This window comes from Variovorax xiamenensis (assembly GCF_050916385.1).
Classification (GTDB): Bacteria; Pseudomonadota; Gammaproteobacteria; order Burkholderiales; family Burkholderiaceae_C; genus Variovorax.
The window spans coordinates 2,460,749-2,483,137 of record NZ_CP139038.1 but is presented as its reverse complement, the minus strand read 5'-3'; the positions used below and the strand labels follow the sequence as shown (position 1 = coordinate 2,483,137).

General features: G+C 69.8%; 24 protein-coding genes. 21 read left to right on the top strand and 3 right to left on the bottom strand.

From position 1 onward, the window contains the following. The 8 genes from SFB74_RS10935 to SFB74_RS10900 all read left to right on the top strand — a co-directional run bounded on the left by SFB74_RS10935 (position 1) and on the right by SFB74_RS10900 (position 6,460). On the top strand, positions 1-1,350 hold the full coding sequence (locus SFB74_RS10935) for an MFS transporter (protein WP_432730841.1): 1,350 nt from the start codon (positions 1-3) through the stop codon (positions 1,348-1,350). Positions 1,351-1,449: 99 nt separating this feature from the next. After that, the gene (locus SFB74_RS10930) at positions 1,450-2,226 is read left to right on the top strand and encodes a GntR family transcriptional regulator (protein WP_432730840.1); all 777 of its coding nucleotides are present in this window, start codon (positions 1,450-1,452) and stop codon (positions 2,224-2,226) included. After that, positions 2,223-3,023, top strand: a complete 801-nt coding sequence (locus tag SFB74_RS10925) for a transporter substrate-binding domain-containing protein (protein WP_432730839.1) — start codon at positions 2,223-2,225, stop codon at positions 3,021-3,023. Before SFB74_RS10930 ends, SFB74_RS10925 begins: the two co-directional genes overlap by 4 nt. Before the next feature lie 117 nt (positions 3,024-3,140). After that, complete coding sequence (locus SFB74_RS10920; RefSeq protein WP_093300901.1) at positions 3,141-3,803, top strand: amino acid ABC transporter permease; 663 nt, start codon at positions 3,141-3,143, stop codon at positions 3,801-3,803. Positions 3,804-3,827: 24 nt separating this feature from the next. Then, positions 3,828-4,481: an amino acid ABC transporter permease gene (locus SFB74_RS10915; RefSeq protein WP_432730838.1), complete on the top strand. Its 654-nt coding sequence runs from the start codon at positions 3,828-3,830 to the stop codon at positions 4,479-4,481. Continuing rightward, complete coding sequence (locus SFB74_RS10910; RefSeq protein ID WP_432730837.1) at positions 4,465-5,247, top strand: amino acid ABC transporter ATP-binding protein; 783 nt, start codon at positions 4,465-4,467, stop codon at positions 5,245-5,247. Before SFB74_RS10915 ends, SFB74_RS10910 begins: the two co-directional genes overlap by 17 nt. A 222-nt stretch (positions 5,248-5,469) precedes the next feature. Further along, on the top strand, positions 5,470-5,931 hold the full coding sequence (locus tag SFB74_RS10905) for an AAA family ATPase (protein WP_432731919.1): 462 nt from the start codon (positions 5,470-5,472) through the stop codon (positions 5,929-5,931). Between the two features lie 28 nt (positions 5,932-5,959). Continuing rightward, positions 5,960-6,460, top strand: a complete 501-nt coding sequence (locus SFB74_RS10900; RefSeq protein WP_432730836.1) for a GNAT family N-acetyltransferase — start codon at positions 5,960-5,962, stop codon at positions 6,458-6,460. Positions 6,461-6,488: 28 nt separating this feature from the next. Here SFB74_RS10900 and SFB74_RS10895 read toward each other — a convergent pair whose 3' ends face one another. Beyond that, positions 6,489-8,033 carry an ArnT family glycosyltransferase gene (locus SFB74_RS10895; RefSeq protein ID WP_432730835.1) on the bottom strand — a complete coding sequence of 515 codons (1,545 nt, stop codon included), beginning with the start codon at positions 8,031-8,033 and terminating at the stop codon, positions 6,489-6,491. 252 nt (positions 8,034-8,285) lie between these two features. Between SFB74_RS10895 and SFB74_RS10890 the strand changes: the two genes are divergently transcribed. From SFB74_RS10890 to SFB74_RS10850, 9 genes are all read left to right on the top strand, one after another. Further along, a complete protein-coding gene (locus SFB74_RS10890; RefSeq protein ID WP_432730834.1) occupies positions 8,286-8,855 on the top strand; it encodes a DUF1439 domain-containing protein in 570 nt (189 codons plus the stop codon). Next, a complete protein-coding gene (locus SFB74_RS10885; RefSeq protein ID WP_432730833.1) occupies positions 8,852-9,856 on the top strand; it encodes a glycerophosphodiester phosphodiesterase family protein in 1,005 nt (334 codons plus the stop codon). Before SFB74_RS10890 ends, SFB74_RS10885 begins: the two co-directional genes overlap by 4 nt. After that, entirely contained in the window at positions 9,853-10,131 is a 279-nt protein-coding gene (locus tag SFB74_RS10880) for a hypothetical protein (RefSeq protein WP_432730832.1), read from the top strand. Before SFB74_RS10885 ends, SFB74_RS10880 begins: the two co-directional genes overlap by 4 nt. Positions 10,132-10,167: 36 nt before the next feature. Further along, positions 10,168-10,587 (top strand): hypothetical protein, encoded by a 420-nt coding sequence (locus SFB74_RS10875; RefSeq protein WP_432730831.1) that lies wholly within the window; start codon positions 10,168-10,170, stop codon positions 10,585-10,587. Between the two features lie 77 nt (positions 10,588-10,664). Beyond that, entirely contained in the window at positions 10,665-12,191 is a 1,527-nt protein-coding gene (locus SFB74_RS10870; protein ID WP_432730830.1) for a TolC family protein, read from the top strand. Between the two features lies 1 nt (position 12,192). Beyond that, positions 12,193-13,581: a multicopper oxidase family protein gene (locus SFB74_RS10865; RefSeq protein WP_432730829.1), complete on the top strand. Its 1,389-nt coding sequence runs from the start codon at positions 12,193-12,195 to the stop codon at positions 13,579-13,581. 40 nt (positions 13,582-13,621) lie between these two features. Beyond that, positions 13,622-14,140 carry a cupredoxin domain-containing protein gene (locus SFB74_RS10860; protein WP_432730828.1) on the top strand — a complete coding sequence of 173 codons (519 nt, stop codon included), beginning with the start codon at positions 13,622-13,624 and terminating at the stop codon, positions 14,138-14,140. Between the two features lie 11 nt (positions 14,141-14,151). Continuing rightward, positions 14,152-14,607, top strand: a complete 456-nt coding sequence (locus SFB74_RS10855; protein WP_432730827.1) for a DUF411 domain-containing protein — start codon at positions 14,152-14,154, stop codon at positions 14,605-14,607. Positions 14,608-14,652: 45 nt separating this feature from the next. After that, positions 14,653-14,943 (top strand): copper-binding protein, encoded by a 291-nt coding sequence (locus SFB74_RS10850; RefSeq protein ID WP_237679549.1) that lies wholly within the window; start codon positions 14,653-14,655, stop codon positions 14,941-14,943. On the opposite strand, the gene SFB74_RS10845 is transcribed toward SFB74_RS10850, so the two are convergent. Beyond that, complete coding sequence (locus tag SFB74_RS10845; RefSeq protein ID WP_432730826.1) at positions 14,912-15,805, bottom strand: isocitrate lyase/PEP mutase family protein; 894 nt, start codon at positions 15,803-15,805, stop codon at positions 14,912-14,914. The two genes, SFB74_RS10850 and SFB74_RS10845, sit on opposite strands and share 32 nt — an antisense overlap. A 110-nt stretch (positions 15,806-15,915) precedes the next feature. Here SFB74_RS10845 and SFB74_RS10840 point away from each other — a divergent pair, with 110 nt between their 5' ends. Then, positions 15,916-16,812 carry a LysR family transcriptional regulator gene (locus tag SFB74_RS10840; protein ID WP_432730825.1) on the top strand — a complete coding sequence of 299 codons (897 nt, stop codon included), beginning with the start codon at positions 15,916-15,918 and terminating at the stop codon, positions 16,810-16,812. Here the strand turns inward: SFB74_RS10840 and SFB74_RS10835 are convergent. Continuing rightward, positions 16,809-18,107, bottom strand: a complete 1,299-nt coding sequence (locus tag SFB74_RS10835) for an NAD(P)/FAD-dependent oxidoreductase (protein WP_432730824.1) — start codon at positions 18,105-18,107, stop codon at positions 16,809-16,811. The two genes, SFB74_RS10840 and SFB74_RS10835, sit on opposite strands and share 4 nt — an antisense overlap. A 40-nt stretch (positions 18,108-18,147) precedes the next feature. Between SFB74_RS10835 and SFB74_RS10830 the strand changes: the two genes are divergently transcribed. Genes SFB74_RS10830 through pabB form a run of 3 tightly spaced genes read left to right on the top strand, consistent with a single transcriptional unit; the run spans position 18,148 to position 22,368 of the window. After that, positions 18,148-19,182 carry a P1 family peptidase gene (locus SFB74_RS10830; protein WP_432730823.1) on the top strand — a complete coding sequence of 345 codons (1,035 nt, stop codon included), beginning with the start codon at positions 18,148-18,150 and terminating at the stop codon, positions 19,180-19,182. 17 nt (positions 19,183-19,199) lie between these two features. Further along, positions 19,200-20,588 carry a TAXI family TRAP transporter solute-binding subunit gene (locus SFB74_RS10825; protein WP_432730822.1) on the top strand — a complete coding sequence of 463 codons (1,389 nt, stop codon included), beginning with the start codon at positions 19,200-19,202 and terminating at the stop codon, positions 20,586-20,588. Continuing rightward, complete coding sequence (pabB, locus tag SFB74_RS10820) at positions 20,578-22,368, top strand: aminodeoxychorismate synthase component I (protein WP_432730821.1); 1,791 nt, start codon at positions 20,578-20,580, stop codon at positions 22,366-22,368. The genes SFB74_RS10825 and pabB overlap by 11 nt, the downstream gene beginning before the upstream one ends. Positions 22,369-22,389: the final 21 nt, after the last annotated feature.

Genomic DNA, 22,389 nt, shown 5'->3' with positions numbered 1-22,389 from the left:
ATGAACACCGCCGCCCTCGATGCCGCCAAGGCGCGCTCGCCGGACACCTCGACCGACGCGAGCGCGCGCGACGACGCGACCCTCTTCCGCAAGATCACCTGGCGCCTGATGCCGCTGCTGTGCGCCTGCTACGTGCTGAACTACCTGGACCGCACCAACGTGGGCTATGCCCAGCTGCAGATGAAGGACCAGCTGGGTTTCAGCGACGCCGTGTTCGGCCTGGGCGCGGGCATCTTCTTCATCGGCTACGCGGTGTTCGAGATTCCGAGCAACCTGATGCTCGCGAAGGTCGGCGTGCGCGCGACGCTCCTGCGCATCATGGGCCTGTGGGGACTGGCCTCGGCCGCGATGATGTTCGCGACCACGCCCACGCAGTTCTATGTGCTGCGTTTTCTCATCGGCGTGTTCGAGGCGGGCTTCGCGCCGGGCGTGCTGTTCTACCTGACGCTGTGGTTCCCCTCGCACCGGCGCGCGCAGGCCACGGCGCTCTTCTTCATGGCCTTCGGCGCGGCGCCCATCGTGGCCGGGCCGATCGCCGGGCTGACGATGACGTATCTCGACGGTGTGCTGTCGCTGCGCGGCTGGCAGTGGCTCTTCCTGCTGGAGGGGCTGCCGAGCGTGCTGCTGGGCATCGCGGCCTTCCGCTGGCTGTCGAACAGCCCGGCGCAGGCGGCCTGGCTTTCCGCCGCCGAGAAGCAGCGCGTGGCCCGCCTGCTGGCCGAGGACCAGGCCGCGCACGGCGCCGCCGAGCGCCACACCTTCGGCGCGGCGATGCGCGACGGGCGGGTCTGGCTGATCGGCTTCATGTCCTTCCTCATCATCCTGGGCATCTACGCGCTGTCGTTCTGGCAGCCCACGATCCTGAAGTCGATGGGGCTGAGCGTGCTGCAGATCGGCTTCTATTCGGTGATTCCGGCTGTGGCGGGCATCGCGGCCAACATCGTCGTGGGGCGGCACTCCGACCGCAGCAAGGAGCGGCGCTGGCACTTCGCGCTCAGTGCCGTCGCCGGCGCGGCCGGGCTGGCGCTCACCACGCTCTTCATGCACGACGCCATCGCCGCCGTGCTGTGCCTCGCGCTGGCGGCCATGGGCATCTCGGCGGCGTTCACCGTGCTGTGGGCGGTGCCCGGCAACTTCATGTCGAAGAGCGCGGCGGCGGCGGGCATCGCGCTCATCAGCACCATCGGCGGCAGCGCGGGGCTGGTGGCGCCGATGATGGTCGGCTGGCTCAAGACGCTGACGGGCGGCTTCACGGCCAGCCTGTACGTGCTGAGCGGGGCGCTGGTGCTGTCGGCATTGCTCATGCTTTTGGCGCTGCCGGCCAGCGCGCTGGGCCGCGCCCGGCACTGAACCGGGGCACGCCGCGGGGGCCCCGCGCCGGGCCGCGCTCCATTCAGGTGCGCAAATCTTGCATACCAGTTGGCACAGAAGCTGCTGGTATGCAGGCATATGGCCATTTCCGCATCCGAAATCAGTGCACGCATCGTCGAGGCGGTGATGGCGCAGAAGCTCGCGCCGGGTTCGCGCCTGGGCGAGCAGCAGCTGGCGATGCTGTTCGACTGCAGCCGCACCATCGTGCGCGAGGCCCTCACCCGGCTGGCGGCGCGCGGCATCGTCACGGTGAGCGCGCGGCGCGGCTGGTTCGTCATCGAGCCTTCGCAGGACGAGGCGCGCGAGGCTTTCGAGGCGCGGCGCGTGATCGAGCTGGGCCTGATCCGCAGCGCGGGCACCGCCGGCAAGATCGAAAAGACCGCCCTGCGCCAGCTGAAGGCGCACCTGCAGCGTGAAAAGGCCGCACTGAAAGAGAGCGACGTCGGCAACCGCAGCTTCCTCTTGGGTGACTTCCACGTGTGCCTGGCCGAGTGCCTGGGCAACACGCTGCTGGCCGACACGCTGCGCGACTACACGGCCCGCACCACGCTGATCGCCATGCTCTACCAGTCCACGCACGACGCGGTGCAGTCGTGCGAGGACCACGTGCGCATCGTCGCGGCGCTGGAGCGCGGCGACCACGCCGCCGCCGAGGCGCTGATGGCCGAGCACATCGGCACGGTGCAGTCGGCGCTGCGCGTGCAGGCGCCCACCGACCCGCTGGCGCAGTTGCGCGACGCGCTGGCGCCGCTGCAGAACACGGCGGCGCCCACGACCGCACCCAAAGGCAAGGGCCGCAAGCCCGGCGCGCCACCCGATTCCGATTCTTCGACTTACCTAGGAGCCTTGCTATGACCTTCTCTGCATCCAAACGCCGCGTCGCCCTCGCGCTCGCTTCCGCCGCCATGCTGGCCTCGGCCGGCGCCGCGCATGCCCAGAACGCGCTCGACAACGTGCTCAAGGCCAGGACCATCAAGATCGCCGTGCCCACCGACTACCCCCCGTACGGCTCGGTCGACAAGAACATGAAGCCGCAGGGCCTCGACGTTGAAATGGCCGAACTCATCGCCGCCAAGCTCGGCGTGAAGGTCGAGCTGGTGCCGGTGACCAGCGCCAACCGCATCCCCTACCTGCAGACGAAGAAGGCCGACCTCGTGATCTCCACGCTGGGCAAGAACCCCGAGCGCGAGAAGGTGATCGACTTCTCGTCGGCCTACGCGCCCTTCTTCCAGGCCGTGTATGCGGCCAAGAGCATGAAGCTCACCAGCTTCGCCGACATGGCCGGCAAGACCGTGGCCGTGACGCGCGGCGCGATGGAAGACCAGGAGCTGAACAAGGTGGCGCCGCCGAACGTCGACTACCGCCGTTTCGAGGACAACAACGCGACCATCGCCGCTTTCGTGGCCGGCCAGACGCAGACCCTCGCGACCAGCGCGGCGGTCGCCGGCGACATGCTCGCCAAGAACCCGAAGGTGAGCGCCGAGTTCAAGCTGCTGCTGAAGGACAGCCCCTGCTTCGTGGGCGTCGCCAAGGGCGAGACCGCGCTGAAGACCAAGGTCAACGAGATCATCGCGGCGGCCAAGAAGGACGGCACGCTCGACGCCATGTCCAAGAAGTGGCTCGGCAAGGCCGCCGGCGACCTTCCCGTCTGAACGGGCACTCCCCCCATGCTTCGCGCACTTCGTGTCGCTGCGCACACCCCCTCGCCGGGGGCAACGCCTGCGGCCCGGCGAAGCCGGTTTCGCGGCGTTCCACGAACAGACTGACCTATGAACATCGAGTTTGATTTCGGTGCGGTGCTCTCCGAGTGGCCGCTGCTGCTGCGCGGCGTGGCATGGACCGTCGGCCTGACCGCCATCGGCACCGTGCTGGGCATGATCGTGGGCACCTTCTGCGCGTGGGCGCGTGCCGACGGCCCCGGGTGGCTGCGCGCCGTCGTGGGCACGTACGTGGAGCTGATCCGCAACACGCCCTTCATCGTGCAGCTGTTCTTCATCTTCTTCGGACTGCCGGCGGCGGGCGTCAAGCTCACGCCGGAGGTGGCCTCGGTGATCGCGATGGTGCTGAACCTGGGGGCCTACTCCACCGAGATCATCCGCGCCGGCATCGAGGCCACGCCCAAGGGGCAGATCGAGGCGGCCGTGAGCCTGGCACTGAGCCGCTCGCAGGTGTTCCTGCGCGTGGTGCTGCCGCCGGCGCTGAAGAAGGTGTGGCCCGCGATGGTGAGCCAGATCGTCATCGTGATGCTGGGCTCGGCGGTGTGCGGCCAGATCTCCACCGAGGAGCTGAGCTACGCGGCCAACCTGATCCAGAGCCGAAACTTCCGCGCCTTCGAGGCCTTCATCGTCGCCACGCTGGTCTACCTGGCACTGTCTGTGGCGCTGCGGCGGCTGCTCGACTGGGCGGGGCCGAAGTTCTTCTTCGGGCGCTGAGCGAACACGGGCACTTTCACCAACATGGCTGACTTCTCTCTCTGGGACATCCTGCGCAACCTGCTGCTGGCGCTGCGCTGGACCGTCGTGCTCTCGCTCATCGCCTTCATCGGCGGCGGCATCGTGGGCGCGCTGCTGCTCTTCCTGCGGCTGCGCGGCGGCAAGGCGATCGGCAAGGCCGTGGGCCTGTACGTGCAGCTCTTCCAGGGCACGCCGCTGCTGATGCAGCTCTTCCTGGCCTATTTCGGCATCGCCCTCTTCGGCATCGATGTGTCGGCGTGGACCGCCGCCAGCGTGGCGCTCACGCTCTACACCAGCGCCTTCCTCACCGAGATCTGGCGCGGCTGCGTGGCCTCGATCCCGAAGGGACAGTGGGAAGCATCGGGCAGCCTCGCGCTGAGCTTCGGCGAGCAGCTTCGCCACGTGATCCTGCCGCAGGCCGTGAAGATCGCCATTGCGCCCACCGTGGGCTTCCTGGTGCAGGTCATCAAGGGCACGGCGCTCGCGTCGGTGATCGGCTTCGTCGAACTCACCAAGGCCGGCAGCATGATTTCGAACGCCACCTTCCAGCCCTTCGTGGTGTTCAGCTGCGTGGCCCTGCTTTATTTCGTGCTGTGCTTCCCGGTGAGCCTGTACGCCAAGAATCTCGAGAGGAAATCCCATGGCCGCCGTGCTTGAGCCGCAACAGCAACCCGCCACCTCGGTGGGCGCCCCCATCGTGCGCATCACCGCGCTGCGCAAGTCCTACGGTACCAACGAGGTGCTCAAGGGCATCGACCTCGAGGTGAAGCGCGGCGAGGTGATCGCCATCATCGGCAAGAGCGGCTCGGGCAAGAGCACGCTGCTTCGCTGCGTCAACGGGCTGGAGGTGTTCCAGGAGGGCTCTCTCACGGTCGACGGCAAGCCGCTGCTGCACGAAAGCACCATGGCCATGCGCGAGCTGCGCCAGCGCGTGGGCATGATCTTCCAGAGCTTCAACCTGTTCCCGCACCTGTCGGTGGGCCGCAACGTGATGCTCGCGCCCACGCTGGTGAAGAAGCGCAGCAGCCTCGAAGCCGCTTCGCAGGCGCGCAAGCTGCTCGCGCGCGTGGGCCTGGCCGAGAAGTTCGACGCCATGCCCGACCAGCTCTCGGGCGGCCAGCAGCAGCGCGTGGCCATCGCCCGCGCGCTGGCGATGGAGCCGGCCGTGCTGCTGTGCGACGAGATCACTTCCGCGCTCGACCCCGAACTGGTCGGCGAGGTGCTGCGCGTGGTGGAGTCGCTGGCCGACGAGGGCATGACGCTGCTGATGGTCACGCACGAGATGAGCTTCGCGCGCAAGGTCAGCGACCGCGTGATCTTCATGCACCAGGGCCGCGTCCACGAGATGGGGCCGCCGGCGGAGCTGTTCGGCAATCCGCAGACGGCGGAGCTGAAGCAGTTCCTGTCGTCGCTGCACGACTGACGACCGCGCAGAGCGGCCTGGGCTATCCTCTGCCCGTGGCCTGCCTGTACATCGCGCCGATCATTCGCATCATCCCGAAAGGGATGGCGGGTTAGCGCGCAGCTTCACAGGCACATGCCACGCGACCCGCCCCAGGAGGCGGGTTTTTCGTTTCCGGGGTGTCTTCAAGACCCATCCAGCAGGAGAAACGAATTGACCGCCACATCCACCCCCGTGCTTCACATGGTCTGCGGCAAGATCGGCGCCGGCAAGTCGACGCTCACGAAGCAGCTCGCAACGGCGCCGGGCACGGTGCTGATCAGCGAGGACGCATGGCTCGCCGCGCTCTACCCCGGCGAGATCCGCGAACTGCCCGACTACGTGCGCTGCGCGGGCCGGCTGAAGCAGGCCATGGCGCCCCATGTGGCCGGGTTGCTCCGGGCCGGCGTGTCGGTAGTGCTCGACTTTCCCGCCAACACGGTGGCCAGCCGCCAGTGGATGCGCGGCATCTTCGAGGCGGCCGGCGCTGCGCACGCGCTGCACTTTCTCGACGTGCCCGACGCGGTCTGCAAGGAGCGGCTTCGCGCGCGCAACGCGAGCGGCACGCATCCCTTCGAGACGACGGACGAGCAGTTCGACCTGATCAGCAGCCACTTCGCGGCACCTTCGCCGGAAGAAGGCTTCGACGTCGTCAGGCATGCCTGAGCCCCGGCGTCGCTATGCTCCTGCCCCCATGCAGATCGAACAAGCCAAGCCCTCCGAGGCCGCCACCGTCGCGGCCGTGCTGAACGAAGCCGCCCAGTGGATCGCCGGCGAGGGCCGGCCGCTCTGGTCGGCGGGCGACGTCGGGCTGGAGCGCATCCAGCGCGACACCGATGCCGGCGGCTACTTCATCGCACGCGAAGGCGGAGACCTGGGTGGCGTGGCGGGCGTGGTGCGGCTCGACCTCGAAGACCCGGGCTTCTGGCCCGAGATCGAAGCCGGCACCTCGCTCTACGTTCACAAGCTCGCGGTGAGCCGGGCCTGGGCGGGACGCGGGGTTTCGATGCGGCTTCTGGAGTTCGCGCGCGAACGCACCGCGCAGCTCGGCCGTCCGTACCTGAGGCTGGACTGCGTGGCCGACCGGGCACCCTTGCGCTCGCTGTACGAGCGCTTCGGCTTCTCGCTGCACAGCGTCATGCACAAGGGCGAGCGGAGCTTCGCCCGCTACGAATTGCGCGTCGCCGGCGCCTGAGCCGCTTCAGTCCGGGTTCAGTCCGGCTTCAGTCCAGGTCAGGCCTGGGCAGCTGCACGGCCCACCACAGCTTGCCGGTCACCCAATGCCGCTCGAGGCCGGGCGGCGGCGGCAGCGAGCGCTCGTCGCCCACCCACAGCACGCCATGCCGCTCGATCTGCGCGACGGACACCCACGGGCTTGCGACCAGATCGCCTTCGAGCAGCACCAGCGGTCGCTCGGGCAGGCGAAGCGCGATGGCGCTCGCGATGCGCGAGGAGCCGCCGACGATCATGACCGGCCCGCCCAGCACGATGCGCGCGGGCGGGCCGATGCGGGCCGCGAAGTGTTCCGAGCGGAAACCGCCCGAACGGCTCTTGGACAGCCCCAGCCCGCTCATCGGCGACATCACCCAGGTCATCGCGAACAGCAGGATCTGCACGGCCAGGAAACCGGTCGTCGCGTCGCGGCGCTCGATGCGGTGCCAGCGGCTCATCGGCAGCAGCAGCATCAGCGCCGCGCAGGTGAAGGACATGAAGGCGGTGCCCCACTGGAACTGCAGGTCGGCACCGGTCGCCAGGCCGATCAGCACGATCGTCGCCAGCGGCAGCAGGCCCCAGATGAAGAGGAATGCGCGGGCATCGGCGCGGACCTCGGGCAGCGGCGGCCCCGGTTCGCGCACGGCCGGCCCGGCGCCGCGCCGCGTCTTCCACAACAGGCCCGCCGCCAGCAGCAGCGCCGGGCTCAGGCGGTTGCACTGGTCAGCCAGCCACAGCAGCGCGTGGGCCGCGCGCTGCGCGCAGCCCATCGCGGCGCCGAGCGAGGTGTGACTGGCGTAGCGCAGCGGAAGGAAGTCGTGCGCCACCAGCCACCAGAGGTGCGGCGCGAAGACCACGGCGGCGACTGCGGCGGCACTCAGCAGTCCGTGCAGATGCAGCGGGTCGCGCCAGCCGCGCTGCCGGAGCCAGAAGGCGATCACGCTGAGGGCCGCCAGCGCGACCTGGTACTTGGCCAGCGCGCCAAGACCGAGCATGAGCCCCAGCGCGAGCCAGGCCCCACGCGAGCGATCGGCGAAGGCGCGCCAGCAGAACCACGCGGCGGCCGCCACGAAGAGCAGCAGCACCGTGTTGTGGTTGTAGAAGTTGGTGCGGCCGCTGTAGTAGGTGACGCTCAGCGAGCCGAGCATGGCCAGCGCCGCGAAATGATTGCCCGCCAGCTCGCGCACCAGCCGCCACGAGATCACGAGCGCCCCCGAAATGACCAGCGCGCCGGCGGCGCCCACCACCCACTCTTGGATGCCGAAGAGTTGCACCAGTGGCCAGATCATCATCGTGGGCAGCGGCGGGTGCTTGTGATAGCCCCACTCGATGGAGCGCACCCAGGTGAGCTGCTCGACCGAATCCGTCGGCGGCGTGAGGTGCAGGGCCGAGAGCACCGAGATCCACGCGATGGCCCAGACCGCCATCCAGGCCATCGCGGAAGCAAAGTGGGAACTGGCGCAAGGCCGGGCCGGCGGCGATGCCGCGTCGTCGCGCACTGCAAGGCCTGCCGGGCGCGCTGAAGCATCCCCGGTGCCATCGGGTTGAAGCAGCATGAAAAAGCATCCGTGTGGGAGTGAAACGGGCGGGCACTCGAGCCGCCTCCCGTCGCTCGCATGGGTGGGCATTCCTGTAGGCGCAGGAATGCTGCCTGGTGCGCACGCCGAATATAGCCATTTCGCACTACATATCTTTACCTTCGGTACGGAAAAATTTACATGCCGTTTAAAAATTCAGCGCCGCCGGGGCCGGCTTCAGGGAACCGCCCGTGCCTGTGGCAAGCTCCGACGGCTATGAACTTCCGTCCCATGCATCCCCCCACCTCCCGCCGCCGGGTGCTGCGCGCGCTGCTGGGCGTCACGGCCCTGCAGGCGCCCTTCGCGGCGCTGGCCGGTTTCAATTTCTTCACCAGCGAATACACCGCCAGCCGCGACGAGCTTCAGACGCAGATCGCCAAGCGCTTTCCGGTGGCCGAGCGCTATGCCGAGATCTTCATGGTCGGCCTGCGCGATCCGCAGCTGGGCCTGGACTCGAAGGCCAACCGCGCGGCCATCACCGCCACGCTGACCATCGCGAGCCCGCTGCTCGCAGCCTCGCCTGTGCAGGGCGTGGTGTCGGTCAGCAGCGCGCTGAGGTACGACACCACGGCGCGCGCGCTGCGGCTGGACCAGCCCAAGGCCGAGCGCCTCGAGCTGCAGGGCATCGAAGGCCGCGACGCGGAGCGGCTGCAGAAGGTGGGCGCAGTGGTCGCCCAGGAGCTCCTGCAGGGACAGGTGCTGCGCAGCTTCACCGCCGACGAACTCACCGTCGGGCGCAAGACCTACGAAATCGGCGACATCACGGTGCAGGACAACGGAATCAAGGTACAGCTCAAATGAAGAAGAAACACACACTCATCGCCTCCGCCCTTCTCCTTGTGCTTGCGGGCTGCGCGGCCGTGGCACCCAAGGCCAGGCAGCATTTCGACCTCGAGGCCCACCGCGGCGGGCGCGGGCTGGCGCCCGAGAACACGCTGGCCGCGTTCTCCAATGCCGTCGACATGGGCGTGACCACGCTGGAACTGGACATCGGGCTCACGGCCGACGGCGTGGTCGTGATCTCGCACGACACCTCGCTCAACCCCGATCACACGCGCGACGCGAGCGGCGCCTGGCTGGCGCCGAAGAGCGGCGCGCCGATCCGCACGCTCACGCTGGCGCAGCTGCAGACCTACGACGTGGGCCGCATCAACCCTGCGAGCAACTACGGCAAGCTGTTCGCGCTGCAGATTCCGCGCGACGGCGAGCGCATTCCCACGCTGGCCTCGCTCTTCGCGCAGGTGCAGGCGCGCGGCGCCGACGCCGCCACGGTGCGCTTCAACATCGAGACCAAGATCGATCCCTCGAAGCCCGACGAAACCGCCGCGCCCGAGCCGATGGTGCGCGCGCTGCTCGCCGAGATCGACAAGGCGAACATGGCCGGGCGCGTGACCATCCAGAGCTTCGACTGGCGCACGCTCACGCTGGTCGGCAAGCTCGCGCCGCAGATGCCGCGCGCCTATCTCAGCACGGCCCGCACGCTGAAGGACAAGCGCTGGACCGACGGCTTCGACGCGGCCAGCTTCGCCTCGGTGCCGCAGATGGTGAGGGCCGCGTCGGCCAACGCGCCGGGGCCGGTGATCTGGTCGCCGGCCTTCGCCGACCTTACGCCCGAGGTCATCCGCGAGGCGCAGAAGCTCGACCTGAAGGTGCTGCCCTGGACGGTGAACCAGCGCGCCGACATGCAGCGGCTGATGGACTGGGGCGCCGACGGGATCATCACCGACTACCCCGACATCCTGCGCGACCTGATGCGCGAGCGCGGCCTCTCGCTGCCGCCTCCCGGAAAGAACGCGTCGTGAGCGCCGCGCTGCAGCAGCTCGACGCCGTCGCCGCGCGCGTCGCGGCCCTGCGCACCGGTGGCGGCTCCGTCACCACGCTGTCGGACGAGGCCCGCGCCAGCATCGAGCTGCTGGGCGCCCTGCCCCCGCGCTACGGCGAGGTGCTGCTGGGGCTGCTCGACCGGCTGGAATCGAGCGCGCTCTTCAGCGAGGAAAGCTGCTCGTTCAGCCAGAAGGACCTGCTCGACAACCTGCAGGTGTGGGTCGACAAGGCCCGCGGCCAGCTGGTGTCTTGACCGGCCGCCCGATACGCCGGTTTATCATCCCGCCCCATGCGCACCCTGCTGCTTGCCCTCATGATCGTCCTGCTGCCCGTGCGCGGCTGGCTGGGCGATGCAATGGCGGTCGAGATGGTGCGGCACTCGCTGCCGATGGCCATGGAGGCCGCGACAGTGGCTTCCGCCGCGGCCGAAGCCCATTGCCACGAGGCGATGGATGCGGGCGGCGACATGGCGATGGACATGTCGGCCCACGCCGGCCATGACGACGGCGGCGGCAACAGCACCAACCACAACACCGACCACCAGGGCTGCGGCACCTGCGTCGCATGCCAGGTCTGCCACACGGTGGCACTCGGCGGCATGCCCCTGGTCGCCATCGTCCATGGCGCGCCCCAGGCGTCGCCCGCGGCCCACGCGGCCCGCTTCGCCAGCGCGGAGCCCGTCCAGGGCCTGAAGCCGCCCATTTCCTGATCTCCCTGCCCGTAGTCCGTCCGCGGTGAGCCATTTCCGGCTCGCGGCGTCCGTCGTATTGCTCATGGAGATCGAAAGTGAATTCCCTCATCCGCCGGCATGCCGCCGGCACTCATCGCTATCGGAAGCGTAGCAAAGCCCGCTCGCCCGGCCCGATCGAGGTCGGCGACAGGCCCCTGCTTCCATTCATCAGGACCGGCGCCGCGCTGGCCACCGTGCTGGTGCTCGCCGGCTGCGCCAGCCTCTCGCCCGACGGCGGCAGCGCCGACGTGCAGGCGCTGGTTTCGGGCAACCCGCTCATGGCGGGCGCCTCCGCCCAGCGCACGCCCGACGAGGCCTCGCAGAAGAACGTCGACGAGCTGCTCGCCAGGCCGCTGGACGTCGAATCCGCGGTGCGCATCGCGCTCATCAACGGCCCGCGCGTACAGGACGCCTTCGCCACCCTGCAGCTGAGCGATGCCGATCGCGTGCAGGCCGCGAGCCTGCCGAACCCGGTGCTCTCGTTCAGCCGGCTGGCGCAGGGCCGCGAGCGCGAGTTCGAGCGCATGCTCAGCTTCAACGTGCTGGGCCTCGTCACGCTGCCATGGCAGGCCCGGTGGGCCGGCCAGCGGCACGAGGCGGCCAAGCTGCAGGCCGCGCAGAGCGTGCTGATGCTGGCCGCCGACACGCGCCGCGCCTGGGTGCGCGCGGTGGCGGCGCAGCAGGGCGTGGCCTACCTGCGCGACGCGAAGGAAGCCGCCGAAGCCGGTGCCGAGCTCGCGCACCGCATGGCTCAGGTCGGCAACTGGAGCGCGCTGCAACGCACCCGCGAGCAGCTCCTGCTGGCCGACGCGGCCGCGCAGCTCGCGCGCGCCGAGCAGGCCGCCGTCGCCTCGCGCGAGCAGCTCACGCGCCTGATGGGCCTGAACGGCGAGCGCGCCGCCCGCTACACCCTGCCCGATCGCCTGCCGCCGCTGCCGAAGGCCGCGCCCGAACTCGGCGACGTGCAGGCGCTGGCGCTGCGCGACCGATTGGACGTGCGCTCGGCGCAGGCGCAGAACACCGCCGTGGCCGGCTCGCTCGGCCTCACGCATGCCACCAGCGTCATCAACGCGATGGAACTGGGCGTGGTGCGCAACACCACCTTCGACAACGACGCCGACCGCACGAAGAAGACCCAGCGCGGCTTCGAGCTAGACCTGCCGATACCGATCTTCGACTGGGGCCAGTCGCGCAACGGCCGCGCCGAGGCGCAGTACCTGCAGTCGGCCGCGCGCGTGCGCGACGTGGGCGTGCTCGCTGCGAGCGAGGCGCGCGAGGCATGGCAGGGCTGGAACACGGCCTATGCGCTGGCCCGCCGCTACCGCGACGAGGTGCTGCCGCTGCGCAGGAAGGTCAACGAGGAAATGGTGCTGCGCTACAACGGCATGCTCGCCAGCGTGTGGGAACTGCTCGGCGAGACGCGCGCCAGCATGCTCGCGGTGAACGCGGGCATCGAGGCGCAGCGCGACTTCTGGATCGCCGACACCGACCTGCAGCTGGTGCTCACGGGCAGCTCGCCCGGCGGCATGTCGGCGCTGCAGACCGCTTCGGCCGCCGAAGCTCCGGCAACGGGAGGCCACTGACATGAACCGCCGCAACTTCTTCGCGGGCGCGGCCACGGCCGTCGCCGCCACGAGCGTGAGCCGCGTGTCCATGGCAGCGCTGCCCGAACCTGTGTCGCAGGGCTCCACCGCCACCGCGCCACCGCTTTCACCACCCAACGGCCGACCCTACAACCCTGTAGTCACGCTCAACGGCTGGACGCTGCCCTGGCGCATGAACGCGGGCGTCAAGGAATTCCACCTTGTCGCCGAGCCGGTCGTGCGCGAGATGGCACCGGGCTTCAAGGTCAACATGTGGGGCTACAACGGCCAGTCGCCCGGCCCGACCATCGAGGTGGTCGAAGGCGACCGCGTGCGCGTCTTCGTCACCAACAGGCTGCCCGAGCACACCACCGTGCACTGGCACGGCCAGCGCCTGCCCAACGGCATGGACGGCGTGGGCGGCATCACGCAGCCGCACATACCGCCGGGCAAGACCTTCGTCTACGAGTTCACCGCGCGCCGCCCCGGCACCTTCATGTACCACCCGCACGCCGACGAGATGGTGCAGATGGCGATGGGGATGATGGGCTTCTGGGTCACGCACCCGAAGGCCGAGCACCCGCTGATCGAGAAGGTCGACCGCGACTTCTGCTTCCTCCTCGGCAGCTTCGACGTGGAGCCCGGCAGCGCCACGCCCAAGGTCAACACCATGACCGACTTCAACATCTGGAGCTTCAACAGCCGCGTGTTCCCGGGCATCGACACGCTCAACGTGCGCAAGGGAGACCGCGTGCGCATCCGCGCGGGCAACCTGACGATGACCAACCACCCCATTCACATCCACGGCCACGAGTTCGAGGTGACCGGCACCGACGGCGGCCCCGTGCCGCGCACGGCGCGCTGGCCCGAGGTGTCGGTGGATGTGGCGGTGGGCCAGATGCGGCAGATGGAGTTCATCGCCGACGAGGAAGGCGACTGGGCGCTGCACTGCCACAAGTCGCACCACACGATGGGACCGATGGGCCACGACGTACCGACCATGATCGGCGTCGACCACAAGGGCGTGGCCGAGAAGATCCGCAAGCTCGTGCCCGACTACATGGTGATGGGCGACAAGGGCATGGCCGACATGGGCGAGATGGAGATGCCCATTCCCGACAACACCGTGCCGATGATGACCGGCACGGGCCCCTTCGGCTCGGCCGAGATGGGCGGCATGTTCACGCTGCTGAAGGTGCGGCGCGACCAGAAGCCGGGCGACTACCGCGATCCGGGCTGGTTCAGGCATCCGGCCGGCACGGTCGCGCGCGAGGTGCCGAACACCAACGTGCCGCCGGCAACCCGCAAGGAAATGCCTGCGCCGCCGAAGGGCGGCAAGCCCGACGCGACCGTGCGCAAGCCATCGGGGCATGACGCTCACAACCACTGACCCCTTCTCTTCTCCCTCTTTTCTTTACGGAGCTCACCTCATGAAGAAGACACACCTCAAGTCCATCGTCGCGGGCCTCGCGCTCGCGGTTTCAGCCACTGCGTCGCTGGCGCACGAGGCCCACAACAGCCCCAAGCCGAAAGGCGCGGCGGAACTCGCCCCCGAGCAGAAGCCCTGGGGCATCGCGGGCAAGAGCAGCGCGGTGAAGCGCACCATCGACATCGCGATGGCCGACGACATGACCTTCACGCCCTCGGTCATCGAGGTGCGCGAAGGCGACACCATCCGCCTGCGGCTGAAGAACCGCGGCAAGGAGCTGCACGAACTCGTGCTCGGCACCACCGCCGAGATCGAGGCCCACGCGGCCATGATGAAGAAGTTTCCCGACATGGAGCACGACGACCCGTGGATGGTCCACGTGCCCGCCGGCAAGACCGGCAGCATGGTCTGGACCTTCAACCGCGCGGGCGACTTCGACTTCGCCTGCCTCGTGAAGGACCACTACGAGCTCGGCATGGCCGGCCGCGTGCGCGTGCTGCCTGCCGCCGGCAAGTCCTGAAAGAGAACGCCATGCGCAGAAGAAACATGCTGCTGGCAATGGCCTCCACCGCCTTGCCGTTCGCCACGACGACCGCGATGGCCGCCGCGCCGATGGTCGAGATCTGGAAGGACCCGAACTGCGGCTGCTGCCAGGACTGGGTGAAGCACCTCAACAAGAACGGCTTCGCCACCCGCGTGCACGACGAAGGCAACACGGCCGCGCGCAACCGCTTGGGCGTGCCCGCCAAGCTGGGCTCGTGCCACACGGGCCTGGTCGGCGGCTACGCCATCGAAGGCCATGTGCCCGCGCGCGAAGTGCAGCGGCTGCTCAAGGAGAAGCCCACGGCCGTCGGCCTCGCCGTGCCCGGCATGCCGGTGGGCTCGCCGGGCATGGACGGCCCCGCCTACGGCGACCAGCGCGACCCCTACGACGTGCTGCTGGTGCTGGCCGACGGCAGCACGCGCGTCTACCAGAGCTATCGCTGAATCGAACCAACCTCGACGAAACACCAACAAGGAAGCGAATCCATCATGAAGAAACTGTTCACCGCCCTCTCTGCCGCACTGCTCGCCGCGGCCGCCTTCGCTCAAGCCGCCCTGCCCTCCGTCGAAGGCGAGGTGCGCAAGATCGATGTCGACGCGAAGAAGATCACGCTGAGGCACGGCGACATTCCCAACCTCGAGATGACGGGCATGACGATGGTGTTCCGCGTGAGCGACCCCGCGCTGCTCGCCAAGGTGAAGCCGGGCGACAAGGTTCAGTTCACGGCCGACAAGGTCGACGGCGCGCTCACCGTGCTGTCGCTGACGCCGGCGAACTGAGGCCCGCCCGCAGCGCGGCTTCGAACACCGCGTTCAGCTCGCGCTGCGGGATCTGGCTGCTCGCGTAGGACACCGTTCCGAGCGTATGCAGCTCCTGCGCGCTGCGCCTCACGAGCGCCATGACCGAGCGGGCGATCGAGCCGCCCACGCTGATGCGCCGGGCGCCAGCTTCGATCAGGCCGCAGGCGCTGGCGCCGGCCTCGTTCAGCCCCATCACGATGTTGAGCGGCCCCGCAATCTCGCGCGCCAGCGTCGCGACCAGGGAGGGATCGGTGACGCCGGGCACGAACACGCAGTCCGCGCCCGCCTCGATGAAACGGTTGGCGCGCTGGATCGCGATGCGCAGCGCGCCGTTGCCCGGGAACTGGAATGCGTCGGTGCGCGCATTCAGCACGAAGCCGCCGCCCGCCGCGTCGATCGCGGCACGCGCCGCCGCGATGCGGGCGACGGCCGGTTCCTCGTCGAACAGGCGGCCATGCGCGGCATCGGTGTCCTCGATGTTGCCGCCCGCGGCTCCAACGTCCATCGCCATGCGGACGGTGTCGGCCACGTCCTGCGGCGCATCGCCGTAGCCGGCCTCCAGGTCGGCGTTCACGGGGATCGACACGGCCCCGGCGATCTTTCCGACCACTTCGAGCATTTGCTCGCGGCTCACCGCGAGGCGGGAATCCCTGACGTTGTAGTCGGGCCGGCCCAGCGAGAACGCGATGCCCGCGCTGGTGGTGCCTATCGCCTCGAAGCCCTCCGCCGCGAGAAGCACGGCGCTGCCCGGGTCCCAGGCATTGGGCATGACGAAGCCGCGGTTCGCGCGATGCAGTTCGAGAAAGGCGCGGCCGCGCGCCATGCGTGTCTTCGGGTCCATTCCAGCTCCGGCGTGATCGATGAAAGGCCCCGATGGTGGAGTTCGCTCCGACGTGCGTCAAACGCATAATATTTCTTCAACCCATCGATTCCTTGCATGGATTGCGTCTCATGGATTCGGAAGCACTCGCCACATTCCTCATGGTCCACCGGCAAGGTGGCGTCTCCGCCGCCGCGACCGCGCTTTCGCGCACGCAGTCGGCAATCAGCCGCCGCCTCGCGCTGCTCGAGGAGGAACTCGACGCGCCGCTCTTCGAGCGCGTCGGCCGCGGGCTGCGGCTGAGCCAGGCGGGCGAGGCTCTGCTGCCGCACGCCGAGAAGGTTGCGGCCGCTCTCGGCGATGCGGTGGCCGCCGTGCAGGCCGCGAAGTCCGACGCGGCGGGAACGGTGCACGTCGCCGCCGTCGGCACGCTGGCGAGTTCGGGCCTCGCGTCGGTGCTCGCGAAGCTTCGGTCTTCGCTGCCCGGCCTCGACATCCGCCTGCAGACGGCCACCAGCGCCGAGGTCAGCGAGAAGGTGCGCGCCAGCGACGTGGCGGTGGGGCTGCGCTACTACGAAGACCCGTCGACGGACCTGCTGTGCAAAGTCATCCACCAGGAGCAACTGGTGGTCGCCTGCGCGCCCTCGCATCCGCTGGCGGGCAAGCGGCTGAAGTCGCTGGTGCGGCTCTCGAAGGAGCGGTGGCTGGCCTTTCCTCAACCGCCACGTCGTGCCGAGCCGCACGCGGAGGCGATCTTTTCGCAGTTCCTCGTGCGCGGCGTGGAGCGCATCGACTGGAGCGCCGTCGACAGCCTCACGGCGCAGAAGCGGCTGGTCGAGGCGGGGTTCGGGCTCGCGTTCCTGCAGGAAAGCGGCATTGCCGAGGAAGTCGCGCGGGGAAGCCTCGCGCTGATCCGCATCGACGACCTGGATGTGCGCGTTCCCGTGGCCTGCGTGGTGCGCCGCTCGGCCTTTCTCAGCCGCGCCACGCGCGCCCTGCTCGCCGAACTGGAGCGCGCCGAACTCTAGAAGCGCGCCGGGTCGAAGGGCGCCAGCGGGATCTCCGGCGCGGCTCCCGCGAGCAGTTGCGCCGCCAGCCGCCCCGTGCGCGCAGAGCCGCACAGGCCGACGTGGCCATGCCCGAAAGCCAGCACGACGTCTGAAGTAGCGGCGGCCGGGCCGATGCAGGGCAGTCCGTCGGGCAGGCTCGGGCGGTGTCCAAGCCAGTGCCTGACGGGAGTCGGCGATCCCGGCTCGGGCAGCGCAAGCGAGGGAAACATCGACCTCAGATGCGCATGCAGGATCTCGGCACGCCGCCAGTCGGGCGCGGCCTCGAGGCCGGCGATCTCCACCTGCCCCGCCGCGCGCAGGCCGCCGTCCATCCAGTGCGCGATGAGCTTGCCGTCGGCCACCATCGTCGGCGTGCGTGGTCCGACCTTGGCGTCCTCGACGACCACGTGATAGCCGCGCTCCGACTCCAGCGGCACCGCGGAGCCGGCCGCGGCGGCCAGCGGACCGGAACGTGCACCGGCACAGATGGCGGCGCCGTCGCAGGCGATCTCGCCGGCCTCGGTGAGCACGGCGCGTAGCCGGCCGCCCTCGATGCGGAAGCCCGTCGCGCGGGTGGCGACGCGTTCGGCGCCTGCATCGAGCGCATGCCGTGCCAGCGCGGCCACGTAGGCGCCCGGGTTGCGGCAGTGGCCGGCCTCGGGCACGAAGATGCCGAGCGTGTAGCGCGCGTCGAGGTCGGGCTCGCGGCGGCGCAGTTCGTCCTCCTGCCATTCTTCCCACTGGACGCCCGTACGCCCGCGTACGCGCCAGCCGAGCGCATCGCCCTCGAACTCGGCACGCGAGCGATAGGCGTGCAGCAGCCCGCGCCGCTCGACGAGCTTGGGCACGCCGGCTTCGGCGGCCAGTTGCGCATGCAGAGCCGGGGCATCGGCCAGCAGCGTGCGCAGCGCGTCGGCGGTGCGCTGCACGCGCGCCTCGGTCCAGCCCGAGGCCAGGTAGCGCAGCAGCCACGGCAAGGCGCGCGGCAGGTAGCGCCAGCGCAGGGCCAGCGGTCCGAGGGGATCGGCCAGCCAGCCCGGCACCTTGCGCCATGCGCCCGGCAGCGCGGGTGGCACCACGGAGTGCGATGAGAGCCAGCCGGCATTGCCGTAGCTGGTCGCGTGCTGGCCGCCCGGCTCGCCGGGCTCCACCACCGTCACGCGCAGGCCCGCGCGCAGTGCTTCGATGGCGGTGGCGCTGCCGACCGCGCCAGCGCCGATCACCACCACGTGTCGGGCAGCGCCCGCGGAAGAGAAACTTCTTGCAACCGTCATGGCGGAGATCGTAGAGGGTGCGGTCTCATAATCGGCCGCCATGTCTGCCCTGTCTTCCTCATCCCCCTCTTCCCATTCCGCCGGTGCCATCACCGACGTCGCCGGCATCGAGGTCGGCCATTTCACCGAAACCCGCCGCCCCACCGGCTGCACCGTGATCATGGCGCGCGAGGGCGCCGTGGCCGGCGTCGACGTGCGCGGCGCCGCGCCCGGCACGCGCGAGACCGACCTGCTCGCGCCCGGCAACCTCGTGCAGCAGGTGCACGCGGTGATGCTCGCGGGCGGCAGCGCCTGGGGCCTCGCGGCGGCCGAGGGCGCGATGCGCTGGATGGAGGAACGCAACATCGGCATGGACGTGCGCTTCGGCACCCTGCCCATCGTGCCGGGGGCCGTGCTGTTCGACCTGCCCATGGGCGACGCGCGCATCCGTCCCGACGCCGCGGCCGGCTATGCCGCCTGCGAAGCCGCCAGCACCGCCGCGCCCGCCGAGGGCAACGTGGGCGCCGGCACCGGCGCGCTGGTGGGCAAGCTCTTCGGCGTGCACCGCGCGATGAAGGGCGGCATCGGCACCGCCTCCGTCAGGGTCGGCGGCGTCACGGTGGGCGCGCTGATCGCGGTGAACTCGCTGGGCGACGTGATCGACCACGACACCGGCCAGCCCGTGGCCGGCGCACGCACCGAGGACGGCAAGGCGCTGCTCGACACCCGCCGCGCCCTGCTGCGCGGCCTGAGCCCCAAGCCGCTGCTCGCCGGCACCAACACCACCATCGGCGTGATCGCCACCGACGCGGTGCTGACCAAGGTGCAGGCCAACCGGCTCGCCACCGTGGCGCACGACGGCCTGGCGCGCGCCATCAACCCGGTGCACACCATGAGCGACGGCGACACGCTGTTCGCACTGGCCACCGGCCGCGTGCCGCTGGAGGGCGAGGCCCCCGGCATGACGGTGCTGAGCACCATGGCCGCCGAGGCAGTCGCCATCGCCACGCTGCGCGCGGTGCATGCGGCGCGCACGGTGACGGTGGGCGAGCTGCACATTCCCTGCGCCGCGGATCTCGGCAAGGCGCGCGGCTGAAAACCGGAGGGATCACCATGGCGTTCCCCAGAACCCTGAAGCTGATACTGCTGTCGATCCGCGACCTGATCGCTTCGGCGGGGCCGATCGTGTTCATCGTCATCGGCCTGCTGATCGCCGCCTACTGGTGGCTGCAGCCCCAGCCGCCCAAGCACGTGACCCTGGCCACCGGCCCCACGGGCAGCGCCTACGCGCAGTTCGGCAAGCGCTATGCGGAGGCGCTCAAGCACAGCGGCATCGAGGTGGAGCTCAAGCCCACCTCGGGCTCGACCGAGAACCTGCAGCTGCTGCGCACCGGCGGCGCCGACGTGGGCTTCGTGCGCGGCGGCAGCGCCGACCCTGTGGCCGACGAGGAAGCCGGCCTCACCTCGCTGGGCAGCCTGTTCTACGAACCGATCTGGCTCTTCTACCGCACCGACTCGGCGCAGAAGATCGACCGCAAGACCGCCACGCTGACCTCGCTCGCGCAACTGCGCGGCCTGCGCGTGAACATCGACCTGCAGGGCAGCGGGCTGCCGGACATCATGGAGCGCATGCTCAAGGCCAACAGGCTGGGCCCCGACGACCTGCTGCTGTCGAACCTGGAGCAGGCATCCGCCGCCGAGGCGCTGGAGGCCGGCATCCTCGACGCCATCGTGCTGTCTTCCGCACCGCAGTCGCCGCAGGTGCAGCGCCTGCTGCGCTCCGACGCGGTGAAGCTCATGGACTTCGGGCAGGCCGACGCCTACTCGCGGCGCTTTCCGTTCCTCTCGTCGGTGACGCTGCCGCGCGGGATGATCGACCTGGCGAAGGACATGCCGCCGCACGACGTGTCGCTGCTCGCGGCCACCACCTCGCTGCTGTCGCGCGACGAGACGCACCCCGCCCTGCGCCAGCTCTTCGCGCAGGCGGCGCAGTCGGTGCACAGCGGCGCCGGCTGGTTCAACCGGGCGCGCGACTTCCCCAACACCCGCACCAGCGAACTGCCGGTGAGCCCCGAAGGCGACCGCGCCATCAACGGCACGCCGCCGGTGTGGCAGCGCTACCTGCCCTTCTGGGCCAGCAACCTCGTGGAACGCATGTGGCTGGTGCTGGGCGGCCTGCTGGTGCTGATGCTGCCGCTGAGCCGCGTGGTGCCGCCGCTGTACCAGTTCCGCGTGCGCCGGCGCGTGTTCCGCTGGTATGCGCGGCTGCGCGACATCGAGGCGAAGGTCGACGCCCAGCAAGGCGAACAGAAGGACCTGCTCGAAGACCTCGACCAGCTCGACCGCGTGGTCAACAAGGTGGCGGTGCCGCTGTCGTACGCCGACGAGCTCTATGCGCTGCGCAACAACATCTACGCCGTGCGCAAGCGGGTGCTGGCCAGGACGCCGCAGGGCGGCGTGCCCGGCGCGGCCACGACCGCCGCCGCGAACGATGCCACCTGACGAGGCAACGGCCGGAGCATTGGGCACGCTGATCGACTTCGCACGGCCGCGCGGCGATGTCGGCCGGGTCGGCCGGCTGCGCCTGCGCTTCGGCGCGCCTTCGCGCGTGCTGGTGGCGCGCACAGCGGCCGAGGTGCGGCCCGTGCTCGATGCCGTCGAGGCACTGGCGCGCGAGGGGCGCTGGTGCGTGGGCTATCTGCGCTATGAGGCCGCCGCGGCCTTCGATCGCGCATTCGCCGTGCATGCGGCGGATGGACCGCTGGCGTGGTTCGGCGTGCATGACGAAGCGCTGCCGTGGTCTGAGGCCACGAGCGACGCTGCCCTGCAGCCGATCGACTGGCAGCTCGATCTTCCGCGAGCGAACTTCGACAGCCGCATGCAGGCCATCCATCGCGCGATCTCGGACGGCGAGCTCTACCAGCTCAACTACACCGCAGCGTTGCGCGCCGGCTTCGATGGCGATCCGCAGGCCCTGTTCATGGCGCTGCGGCAGGCGCAGCCCGACGGCTACACCGCCTTCATCGACACCGGCGAAGAACAAGTGCTGTCGGTGTCGCCCGAGCTCTTCTTCGACTGGGAGGGCGAACGCATCCTGACCCGGCCCATGAAGGGCACGGCCCCGCGCGGCGCCACGCCCGCCGAGGACGAAGCGCTCGCACAGCGGCTGCGCACCGTGCCGAAGGAGCGGGCCGAGAACGTGATGATCGTGGACCTGATCCGCAACGACCTCTCGCGCGTGGCGCGGCCTTTCTCGGTGCGCGTGCCGCGCCTGTTCCACACCGAGGCGCTGCCGACCGTGTGGCAGATGACCTCAGACGTCGAAGCGCTCGTGCGCGAAGGCACCACACTGGCGGACGTTTTCGGGGCGCTGTTCCCTTGCGGCTCGATCACCGGCGCGCCCAAGGTCAGCGCGATGCGCATGATCCGCGAGCTTGAGCACGAGGCGCGCGGCGTGTACTGCGGCGCCGTGGGCGTCGTGCGGCCCGGCGGGCACACGACTTTCAACGTGCCGATCCGCACCGTGACGCTGCGCGATGGCCAGGCGCGCTGCGGCATCGGCAGCGGCATCACGGCCGATGCGCGGGCCGATGCGGAGTGGGAGGAATGGCATCACAAGCGGGCCTTCCTGGACCGGGCAGGCCAGGCCTCGACGCCATCGTTCGACCTGCTCGAAACGCTCGCGCTGGCGGACGGCGAACTGCGCGACGCGCCCGCGCACCTGGCGCGCATGGCGGCCGCGGCAACGCACTTCGGCCGCCCGTGGAACGAGGAGACGGTCTCCCGCTGTCTCGATGGACTGAAGGCGCGTCATGCCGCGGCCATGTGGCGCGTGCGCCTGCTGCTCGATGCGCAGGGCACGCCGCGTGCCGAGGCCTTCGCGATGGAAGCGCCGCCGGCGCGCGTGCGCCTGCAACTCGCAGAGCGGCCATTCGACGAAGCCCAGGGCGACTTCACCCGATTCAAGACCACCCGCCGCGCCCACTACGAAGCCTTCGCGCCCAGCGCCCCGGGCGTGTTCGACACCCTGCTGTGGAACCGCGACGGCGAAATCACCGAATGCACGCGCGGCAACATCGCCTTGCTGCTGGACGGCCGCTGGGTCACGCCGCCCTTGCACTGCGGCCTGCTGAACGGCATCGGCCGCGCCAACCGCGTGCGCGGCGGCCAGCTTGCCGAAGCGGTCGTGCGGGTGGACGACCTCCCTCGCGTGCAGGCCCTGGCCTTCGTGAACAGCCTGCGCGGCTGGCTGGAGGCCGACCTGGACGGCTTTCAAAAATAGTTCGACAACGCGCTTGACTTA